Origin of the sequence: Hymenobacter sp. (genome assembly GCF_035709525.1) — a bacterium.
In the GTDB taxonomy this organism is placed as follows: Bacteria; Bacteroidota; Bacteroidia; order Cytophagales; family Hymenobacteraceae; genus Hymenobacter.
Genome location: NZ_DASTEP010000029.1, coordinates 1 through 10,444, shown reverse-complemented (window position 1 = coordinate 10,444; position 10,444 = coordinate 1). Strand labels below are relative to the sequence as shown.

At 62.3% G+C, this 10,444-nt stretch carries 7 protein-coding genes; 4 read left to right on the top strand and 3 right to left on the bottom strand.

Going from position 1 to position 10,444, the window contains the following annotated elements; all coding sequences use genetic code 11:
* The first annotated feature begins 65 nt into the window (after positions 1-65).
* The 3 genes from VFO93_RS02665 to VFO93_RS02655 all read left to right on the top strand — a co-directional run bounded on the left by VFO93_RS02665 (position 66) and on the right by VFO93_RS02655 (position 1,467).
* Entirely contained in the window at positions 66-320 is a 255-nt protein-coding gene (locus VFO93_RS02665) for a hypothetical protein (protein ID WP_325132770.1), read from the top strand.
* Positions 313-657, top strand: coding sequence for a hypothetical protein (locus VFO93_RS02660; protein ID WP_325132768.1), 345 nt, complete (start codon positions 313-315; stop codon positions 655-657). The genes VFO93_RS02665 and VFO93_RS02660 overlap by 8 nt, the downstream gene beginning before the upstream one ends.
* A gap of 156 nt (positions 658-813) precedes the next feature.
* A complete protein-coding gene (locus VFO93_RS02655; protein WP_325132767.1) occupies positions 814-1,467 on the top strand; it encodes a cytochrome c oxidase subunit 3 in 654 nt (217 codons plus the stop codon).
* A 192-nt stretch (positions 1,468-1,659) separates the two neighbouring features.
* Here the strand turns inward: VFO93_RS02655 and VFO93_RS02650 are convergent, their stop codons facing one another.
* Positions 1,660-3,951, bottom strand: a complete 2,292-nt coding sequence (locus tag VFO93_RS02650; protein WP_325132766.1) for a gliding motility-associated C-terminal domain-containing protein — start codon at positions 3,949-3,951, stop codon at positions 1,660-1,662.
* 332 nt (positions 3,952-4,283) lie between these two features.
* On the opposite strand from VFO93_RS02650, the gene VFO93_RS02645 reads away from it, so the two are divergent.
* Positions 4,284-6,353 (top strand): M1 family aminopeptidase, encoded by a 2,070-nt coding sequence (locus tag VFO93_RS02645; protein ID WP_325132765.1) that lies wholly within the window; start codon positions 4,284-4,286, stop codon positions 6,351-6,353.
* 95 nt (positions 6,354-6,448) lie between these two features.
* Here the strand turns inward: VFO93_RS02645 and VFO93_RS02640 are convergent, their stop codons facing one another.
* On the bottom strand, positions 6,449-6,805 hold the full coding sequence (locus VFO93_RS02640) for a hypothetical protein (RefSeq protein ID WP_325132764.1): 357 nt from the start codon (positions 6,803-6,805) through the stop codon (positions 6,449-6,451).
* 355 nt (positions 6,806-7,160) lie between these two features.
* The gene (locus VFO93_RS02635) at positions 7,161-10,325 is read right to left on the bottom strand and encodes a type ISP restriction/modification enzyme (protein WP_325132763.1); all 3,165 of its coding nucleotides are present in this window, start codon (positions 10,323-10,325) and stop codon (positions 7,161-7,163) included.
* Positions 10,326-10,444: the final 119 nt, after the last annotated feature.

Here is a 10,444-nt window from a genome sequence, read left to right as displayed (position 1 = left end):
GTTCTCATGTCTCATGTCTAACGTCTCATGTCTAGCATCTTCCCACTCCCTCACCAATCCACCCCATGCCAGACCAACCTTCCTGGGCCGAAACGGCCGCCTCGCTGCTTACGCGCCTCTCGGGCGGCATCGAGCTCAACTGCGGCTTCGACCAGATGGAGCTGCAAGTGCCCAACCAGCAAAACCCCGCCGGCCCGCCCGCTACCTGGCGCCTCAATGGCACGCTGCGCATCCGCACCAAGGGCGACGCGCCCGCGCCCAGCGGCCTGAGCATCAGCGCTGCATCTACCAACCCCGACCCCGGCCACCCGCGTGGCTAGGGGCCTCGAAGTGGATGCCCGGCTGGTGCTCACCTGGCCGGGCGGGCACGACTTGCAGCTGGCCGCCTCGGGCTCTTACCTCATCCTCAACGTGCCCAGCCAGGAGGTGCTCGATATGCTCACGAGCGGCCCGCCGCGCCCGCCCGGTGCCCCCAAGCCGCCCAAGCCCAAAATCGACCCTTTGCAGCAACTCCACGACCTGGCCCGCACGCTGGGGCTGGTGCTCGACCTGCGGGTGGGGGGCAAAACCTACGTCACCTTCGGCCTGCCTGACCGCACAAGCCCCAAAATCACGCTCAGCGCGGTGCTGGGCAAGATTGGGTCGTTTTTTAAGTAAGCACAAGGCCGGCGAGTGAGTCGATAAAATGCCCTGAAACTTGCCCGGGCCGGCAACTTAAAGCGCCCCCAAAAGCTTTAGTAGCAGGCGGGGCAGCGGTCTAGAAGGCACGTGAAACTGACCCGCTTGCTCGTTTTACTTTGCCTTATTCCTCCTTTGAAAACTCCTGACCACGACCGCCGCCAGCTGGGCACCGGCCGCTCGCCGGCCGGCACTTCCGCCTTTCACCGCATGGAGCGCATGCCGCCCCGCCTGCTGATGCTGTACTTCGGCCTGCTCGGCATCGGGGTGCTGTTTGCCGGGCTGGTGGCGCTGTATGTGTACACGCGGGCGCGCAGCGGCGAGGCGCCGGGCGGCCACGTTTTTCCGCGCTTTTTCTCGCTCAGTACCATCGTGCTGCTGGTGTCGTCGCTGGTGCTGGGGCAGGCCACGCGCCTCTACCGCGCCGACGACCTGCCCACCCTGGCGCGCTGCCTGGGGGCTACGCTGCTGCTGGCCAGCATCTTCTGCGGCTTGCAGCTGGCGGGCTGGCGCGAGCTCACGCTGCAACACGTGCTGTTTGATGATAAGCCCAGCGGCTCGTTTGTGTACTTTATCTCGGGTGTGCACATTGCGCACATCGTGGGTGGCATGGGCTACCTGCTGGCGCTGCTGCTGCGCACCCTGCACGCGGCCCGCGACGGCGTCCGCACGCTCGTGTTCATCCGCAATCCCTACCGGCGGCGGCAGTTGCAGGCCATCACTACCTACTGGCACTTTGTGGATGCGGTATGGGTGGTGCTGTTCGCGGTGTTCTTATTCTTGTATTAATCACTGATTGGCACGGATTTTTTCGGATTGCACGGATTTTGTGGACGACGCGGACCATCTTCTACCCACGGCAAAAAGGCTACCTGAGAAGGTAGCCTTTTTCGTTACTCATCGCCTCATCTCTTTCGGAGTAATGAGGTGATGACTAATCAGCGTCGTCCACAAAATCCGTGCAATCCGAAAAAATCCGTGCTAATCAGTGATTACCTCGACCCACCCTTTGTACCGCTGCCCGTTCATGAACGTGACCACGTAGTAGTACACGCCGCCCGTGCCCTCGCCGGCCCACTGAAATTCGCGGGCGCTCGACTCGTACACCTGGCGGCCCCAGCGCGAGAAGATTTTGACGTCGGCAAAGCGCATGTCGCAGAAGTCGGGCGGCAGGGTGGGCATCCGGAAAAACTGATTTTTGTCGTCGCCGTTGGGCGTGATGACGTTGGGCGGCGTAAACTCCGGGGCCTTGGGCGGAGCCACCGCGAAGCGCACCGTGCGCGACTGCGGCTGGGCGCGGCAGGTGCTTTCCTGAAGCTGAAACACCACCGTAAGCTCGCGGGCCACGCCATTTACCACGCTCACGCCGTCGCAGGCGGGCAGCCACGAGAAGGTGGCCTGGGCCTGGCCCGCGCCGCCGGTGGCGGTGAAGCGCATGCCCACGTCGGCGAGGTTGAAGCCCTGGCCGGTGGCGCTCAGCACCAGCGCGTCGCGGTCGGCGTCGAGGCCGGTGAGGGTAGCGTTGTAGGGGCGGCCGAGGTCCATGCGGATGAGCGGCGGCCCGCCCGCCGAGTCGGGCGGGAAGGTGGTGGTGAGCACGGGCGGCACGTTGCTGTAGTCCACAATCACCGGAATCGTAACCACGGGCGCTACCTGCCGCACCCCGCAGGGCGTCACGGCCGTGGCCGTAAACACAAGCTCGCGCACCTGGCCGGGCGGGTCGGTGACGGCCGCGCAGGTGATGGGCCACGCGAAGCGGGCCGGCCGCTGGGTGCCGCTCTGGGCCTGCGGCGTGAGCACGGCCCCGACACTACCCGGTACGAAGCCGTTGTTGCCGGTGAGGGTGTAGGTGATGGGGTCGCTGTCGGGGTCGGTGGCCAGCAGGCCGAAGGTGAGCGTCTGGCCCACGCGCACGTGCAGCGGCAGGGTAGTGCCCGCCGTGTGGGTGAGGGTGGGTAGGCCGTTGGGCGTTGGGATGGAGATGACCGCCACCCGCACGGTATCGCGCTTGGGCAGCGAGCAGCCGTTATCGGCCACGATTACATTTAAATAACTCACCTTGCCCTGGGTGTCGAGGCAGTCGGGAAAGCACAAGGTAGCCACCAGCGTATCGGGCCGGCCGGGGCTGTGCACCATGCCGGTGGTAGTGCCCGTGAGGGTCGGTAGCGGGCCCGAGTAGGTAGCCGGGTTCAGGCTGAGCGTGAGCTGCGACGCATTGTCGGGGTCGGTGAAGCGCAGGCGCACGCAGCGCGGACCGGTGGGCGTGAGGCGCAGCGTGTCGCGGCCGGGCACGTAGGCCACGCCGCCGCTGGTGCCGGGCACCATCAGCACGCTGGGGGCGGCGTTGCGCGGGCAGCTGAGCACTTGCAACTGAAAGTCGCGGCGGGTTTCGCCAATCTTCACGCCCCGCCGAAACTCCTGGCAGCGCACCCCAAACACAAATAAGCCCAGCCGCGTGGGCCGCACCGTGAGGCGGCCCGTGCGCGCCCCGATGCTGAGGGCCGGCGTGCCCAGTATCTGATTGGCGGCGCTGTAGCCGGGCAGCCAGTTGATGCTGGAGTAGGGGCCGGCCAGCGGACCGGGGTTGGGCTGCGCGGGGGTAGAGTGGCCGTTGAGGGGCGTCACCATGTCGTAAACCAGCGAGTCGCCGTCGGGGTCCTGGCCCGCAAAGTCGTAGTAAAACAGCTCGCCCGCGCAGGCATAGTCGGCCAGGGGCGGGAAGATGCTGGGCGTCGAATCACGAAACGGCTGCCCGTTGCGCACCACGGCCGGAAACTCCAGGTAGAAGGTCTGGGCCGCATCGGCCGGCTGGACGATGTTGGAAATGATGACGTTGCGGCAGCAGCGCTCCACGGCCACGTAGTAGCCCTGCGGGCTGTTGTAGGTGCCGGCCGGCAGCACGAGGCTGTTGCGGTACAGCAGCCGCCGGGTGCTGAGCGAGCCCACCGCGCAGGCGGGGTTGGTATAATTCAGGGGCTGGTTGCTGGTCAGCGCCAAAACCAGCGTGGTTACCTGCCGGTTGGTAGCTTTCTCGTAGATGCCGGCCGTGAGGTTGGCATCGAGCGCGCCGGGGCTACCGTTGATGGCGTCGAAATACAAATTCAGCGACAGCTGGTAGAGGTCGCCCTGCACGTATTGCAAGTCGAGCTCGCCGCCCACGATGTGCGTGGCGCGGGCCGGCGCGGCGGCCAGCAGCAAGAGTACTAGGAGCCCGAGCCACCCGCGCCAGCGGGCCAGAGAGGTAGCGTGGGAAGAAGGGTAGGAAAGCATCATAGATAAAAGAGATAAGCCGGGGACGGGCGGGGAGCTGAAAAAGAAGGTAGAAGCGAAAGAACGGTCATGCAGAGCGCAGCGAAGCATCTCGCGTGGCGCAGTAACTTTTTGCGTTGGCAACGAGGCGAGCGAGATGCTTTGCTGCGCTCTGCATGACCTAGTAAGGGTGGCAGGCTCGTTCGCCAGCCCAACGCGGGAAACCAGAATTTTATTCCCCGTCAGGCTGTGCGCCTTGGCTGCCACTGCCCCGGAGTAAATTTACTGGCTTTCGGCGCGGCTCGCCAGCTTCGGGCCGCGCCAGAAGCCAATTTTTTCTGCTTATTCGACCAGCTATGCATTTTTGTCTACGACTCCTGCTCTTGGTGCTGCTCGTGGGCGGGTGCGGCACCACCCAGGCCCAGCCTACCGCACCCGCCGCGCCCGCCCGCCTCGACCCCGGCGACCCCATGGCCGCCGCCCGCGCCTGCGCCCTGGCCCACCAGCGGCAGGGCGCGGGCACGCTGGCCGTGGCCACCAGCAGCGTGCGCCACCGCCAGCAGATGGACCGCTACGACGTGCAGTGGTATAAGCTTGACATCGCCCTCGAAAACAACTCGCGCAACGTGGCCGGCTCCGCCATCATGCGGGTGAAAGTCGGCGCGCAGCCGCTCGACTCGCTGGCCTTCGAGCTGTACCAGGCCCCGGCCGGGGCGGGGGCGGGCGCGGCCACGCTGCTCATCGACTCGGTGGTGGTGGGCGGGCGGCGCTCGCCGGGCGTGCGGCGGCAGGGCCACGACGCCACCGCCGCGCTGCCCGCCGTGGCCCCGGCCGGCGCGGTGGTGCAGGCGCGCATCTACTACCACGGCACCGCGCCTAATGGCAACAGCGCCGCCATCGGCAACGCCCTCAACACGCGCAGCTCCTACTCGCAGGGCGGTGTGCAGTACCCCTACAACGTGACCTGGAGCTTGTCGGAGCCGTTTTCGGCCCACGAGTGGTTTCCCTGCAAACAGGTGCTCACGGACAAGGCCGACTCCTCGGCCGTGTCGGTCACGACTACTTTGCCTAACAAGGTGGGCTCGAACGGCGTGCTACGGCGCACGGTGCTCTTGCCGGGCAACAAGGTGCGCTACGAGTGGAGCACGCGCCACGCCATCGCCTACTACCTCATTTCGGTGGCCGTGGCCCCGTACCTGGAGTACGTCAACTACGCCAACCCGGCGGGCGGGCCGCGCATTCCCATCGTCAACTACGTGTACAACCAGGCGGCGCTCGATTTTTATAAAACTCAGATTGACCTCACGCCGGGCTTTATCGAAAACTTCTCCAACCTGTTTGGGCTCTACTACTTTGCCGATGAGAAGTACGGCCACTCGATGGCCCCCATCGGCGGCGGCATGGAGCACCAGACCATGACCACCCAGGACGGCTTCAACTTCACGCTCACGGCCCACGAGCTGTTTCACCAGTGGTTTGGCGACAACGTGACCTGCGCCAGCTGGGAGGATATCTGGCTCAACGAGGGCTTCGCCTCCTACGGCGAGTACCTGTCGCTGCAAGCCTTCTCAACCCCCACTGCCGCCCGCGCCTGGATGGACCAGGCCCAGCGCGCCGCCCAGGGCAACGGCGGCAACGGCAGCGGCACCGTGCGCGTGCCCGACACCACCAGCGTGGGCCGCATCTTCAGCTCGAACCTGAGCTACAAGAAGGGCGCGGCCGTGGTGCACCTGCTGCGCTACCTCTGCCACGACGATGCCCGCTTCTACCGCGTGCTGCGCACCTACCAAAGCCAGTACAGCGGCCGCACCGCCCGCACCGCCGACTTGCAGCGCCTGTTTGAAGCCGAGCTAGGCCAGCCGCTCGACTACTTCTTTCAGCAATGGTACCGGGGCGAAGGCTACCCTAAATTCAACGTACGCTGGCACCAGGTGGGCAGTACCCTCTACCTGCGCGTAGATGAAACAGCCTCGCTGCCCACCCGCACGCCCTTTTTCCAGACCGAGGTAGACTACACCCTCACCCTGCAAGACGGCAGCACCCGCGTGCTGCGCCTCAACCAGACCCAGGCCAGCCAAGGCTTCAGCGCCCTCGTCAATGGCCCCGTGGCCAGCATCACCGTCGATGCCGAAAGCTGGCTACCCGACCTGCCCGGCACCGTGCAGCAGGACCCGGCCCTGACCGGCGACGCCCCCACGCTGCAAGTGTATCCCAACCCCGCCCGCGACTTCCTCACCCTGGCCGGAGCCGTGCCCCTCGGCACCACCGCCGACATCTTCGACGCCCTGGGCCGCCGCGTGGCCAGCCAAGCCGTGTACCAGTCGCAGCTCGACACGCGCACCCTGGCCCCCAGCGTGTACGTGCTGCGCCTGCGCGGGCCGGGCGGCGAGGAGTTGGGGCAGGTGAAGTTTGTGCGCGGGCAGTAGGCTACCTAAATAGCCAAGCAAAAGCGGCCTGCTCGAGTAGAGCAGGCCGCTTTTTTGTGAGTAGTAGGTAATTCTACAAGCCGCCGCGCCGGACGCTAGTGCAGAAACAACCCGCCAAACGCCGCCTTCACGAGCTTGAGTACTTCGGCGGCCTGGGTCGGGTTGAGCGCGCAGGAGGCAATGGCGCTGATGAAGCCGCCGATAATCCAGTTTTGCCAGTCCTTCTTAGTGAGCCCTTCGGCCTTCACGGTGGCGGTTTGGGTCAGCTCTATCAGCTTTTGCCGGGCGGCCTCGGGCAGGGCGGCGGTGGCAAAGCTTTGCTGCAACAGCCGCAACTGGCCCTGCACTTCGGCCAGCTCGGTGCGGGTGAATTTGTCATCGGTGGGGGCAAAGAGTTGGGCTGTTTTGGCGGCTTCGGCCCAGAGGTCTGAACCTGATAATTCTGAGTGCATGTCGTCAGCCCATTTGCGAAAGTTAGCTTTGACTCCTTGCCAATTAAATCCAATTAAATTGGGAACCTCCGTTTTTGGTGTAGATACAACGGTGTAATTAATGTCAAGCGGATTCCCGTGTGGAGTCAGCCTGAAAAAATAAGGAGACGTTTCAAAGCGCAACTCGAATAGGTCTGGCAGTTCGATAGGCTCATCTAATAGACTAAGAGAGATATTCCTGTCGAGCATAATTTGAAAAAGCTCGTCTCTTTTGGTCTTGTTAAGCATGGTTCTTTTATTTGAAAGTTTGTATGAGAAATAATTATTCTACTTGTGCTTATTGAGTTGTACTAGCGCATCAGTAAGCTAGAATGCCTTACTCCGCGTGCCCCTCATCCCACTCGCGCATGAGCCGCTCGGTGCCTTCCAGCGCGGCTAGTAGCCGCTGGTAGTGGCGGCTTTCCTCGTAGCTGAGGCTGCGGCCCTGGCGGTCTTTGAGCCACTTTTGGGCGGGCTGGTAGCCGCCGATGGGGAAGGCCCACACGGCGGGGGCCACCGGCTCCACGTATTGGCTGGCGTTAAAATACACGCGCTGGGTGGCGGCGTCGTAGCGGGGCTTCTCTACGGTGCCGGGGCCTTCGCCGCCGGTGCGGGTGGGCAGGGGCACGGGCAGGGCGGCGGGGCGCAGCAGGTGCAGCTCGCGCAGCTGCCGGCCGTAGGCCACCACGGCCCCGAAGGCCGCAGCCGAGGCGGGCAGCGGCACCCGCGGGAAGTCGATGCGCAGCAGCTCGTGGTAGCGGCGGCGGTAGGCGGGCTGGTGCAGCACGCCATACACGTAGTCGAGCACATCGACGGGGGCGAAGGTGCCGGGGGCCTCCGTGGCCTCGGGCACGAACGTGAGGCCCGTGGCCTGGGCTAGCCGCGCCACCGCCTCGGGCTTGAGGTTGGGGCGGCGCTTTTCAGTGGCGTAGAGGTCGCCGGTGTCGGGATAGAGGTAGAGGGGAGCTATTACTTCTCTGCCTTTAGGGTCGATAGCGAACAGCCCATCAATTATTAGATGCTCAGAAACAAAGGCGTAAGAATAGCTAGTGCCATCATCTTTCGCCTGACGTTTGAAAATTAAGCCAATATTATCTCTATTGAAAATATGCTTGGAAGCTTTTTGCCCAGGTCTGCTAATTATTTCCTTGTCGTAATAAATTGGTCTGCTATCAAAAATCCTGTATTGGATATTTGTCATGTACTCGGCTGAAAAACTTTTGTTCTTCAGCCTTTCTGTTAAATTGAAGCTGCCAGAATTGTAAACCCGAAACTCATTTTTGAAGTCCTCAGAATAATCTTCATCTAACATAGTACGCATCCTTTGCTCCAAAGGCCCCTTATCTAAGTCAATAAATAAAGGGTCGCGGTCAGTTTTTACGCCTGAATTATAAGTGGGAAATAGTTCTCCGAGACTGATTCCAGAGTCGTATTCTACTTGGTCTTTAATATCTACTGGAAAAAAGAAGTAGCTGCCAACTTGTGGAGCTAGTTTACACCACTTTATAGTTTCTAGGCTATTTGATTCAAGTAAATGATACTTGTGCTCTCTTGAGCCATATAAATCATATTGGTAAAGTTCGGTTAGCTTGTTGTCAGAATTGGGTTTCTTAACAAATATAAAAATGGCAACACCTTGCTGTATGTCAAATACATTTTCATCTTTGCTGCCATCTGGTGATTTTTCCTTTTTCTTAGCGTTGCCGTGTAAGTCGATTATGTAAATCGAATCGAATGTATCTAATAGATGCTTGCGCATATGGCGATGTGTAATTCCATCTAGGAAAGAATTATTAGCTATGAAGGCTATAATACCCTGCCCATTTTTTTCAATAAAGTGTTCCGCGTAGCGAATGAATTTAATGTAGTCATCATCCAGATTAATCTTGCGCTCATTCAGCCCGCGCTTATAATCCTGAATTAGATTCAAAATCCACTCACCTTTATTAGTGCTGCTGCTGCTGTACGGCGGGTTGCCCAGTATCACCATCACGGGGGCGTCGCGCTTGATGGTGTTGGCTTCGCGGGCCTCGTCGCTGAGCCAGGACGCGAACAGGGTATGGCTGTCGGGGTGGGCTTCTTCGAGGGCGTTGGTGAGGTACACGCTGAGGCGGGGTGGCGTGGGGTTGGGCTTGTAGCCGAGCTGCTCGAGCAGCAGCCCCAGCTTGAGGTGGCACATGGCGTAGGAGGCCATCATAATCTCGAAGCCGTGCAGTCGCGGAATAAGATGCTTGTCCACGTACTGATTCCAAAAGCCGCCGCCCCCGGTGGTGGCGTGGATGTGGCGCACCACCTCGGCCAGAAACGTGCCGGTGCCGGTGGCGGGGTCCAGCACCTGAACGCGGGCCACCTCGCGCTTGGCCTTCACATCTTTGCCGGTAGCCTTGCCGTTCTTGATTTCGGGCACCAGGATATCTACCGTAGTAGTGGCGGTGTCGGCCAGGCCCTCGGCCAGCCCAAAGTCGCGGCGCAGCACCTCATCCACGGCCCGCACGATGAAGCGCACCACCGGCTGCGGGGTGTAGTACACGCCCCGGCTCTTTTTGAGGGCGGGGTTGTAGCGGCCCAGGAAGGTTTCGTAGAAGTACAGAAACGGGTCCGTCATCTGGGTCTGCTGCCCAAAGCCGGCGAGCAGGGCCGCCACGTCGGCCTGCCGAAACAGCTCGGCCAGGGCATCCACTATCCACACCACGCGCTCGTCGAGGTCGGTGCCGGCCACGTAGCTGAACAGCTTGCGCAGAAAGGGGTTGGAGGCGGGCACCAAACTCAGGGCCTCCTGCCGCGAAAAAGTATCGGGGGTGGCATCGTGCAGGCGGGCGGCAAAGAGGCCGTAGGCAATGGTTTGGGCGTAGATGTCGGCAAACTGCTCGTGCGTGAGGTCGTGGATGAGCATCTGCCGGAAGGCCGCGTACTGGCTTTCGAGCGAGCCGGCCGTGGCCGTAGTCAGGCCGCTGGGGCTCACCTGCACCTCGGGGTGGGTGAGGGCTTGCAGCAGCACGTATTGCAAGAGGCGGGCCTTGTCGGCCATGAGCTGGGCCAGGGTTTCGGCCGAGCCGATGCGCTGCCCCTGCGCCGACACGAAGGCTTGCAGCAACTCGGCAAAGGCGGGGTAGTCCTGGGGCCGGGCCTTCACGGCCTGGCCCTTGGCGTAGTCGCCAATGCGGGCTTCGAGCACCAGTTCGCCGCGCTGCCAGAGCTGCCAGTGCAGGTAATCAGTGATGAGTAGGTTGTCGAGCGAGCGGCGGTAGCGGCCAAACTGCTCCTTGTACTCGTCGGCGCTCAGGTCTTTGCCCAGGTCTTTGGCCTCGATGTAGCCCAGCGGTACACCGTGGCGCTGCACCACAAAGTCGGGGGCGCCGCACTTTTGGCGGCGGGGCTCGTTGGTGATTTCGAGCTGCGGGTAGAGGCGGTGAAACAGCCCCTCTACGGCGGCGCGGTAGCTGTGCTCGGTGGCCTGGCCAGTGGCGGCCACGGCGGCAATAGTGGCTAAGTAGTCTTTCATGAGAAAAAGTAAGGTGGGCAAGATAGCGCGGCCGTGGGAGTTGGGCGAATCGGTAAGCCATTCCTGATATAGCCGCCGCCCCTCCTGACGCGGTGAGCGAGGCTCCTGACGTGGCTTCC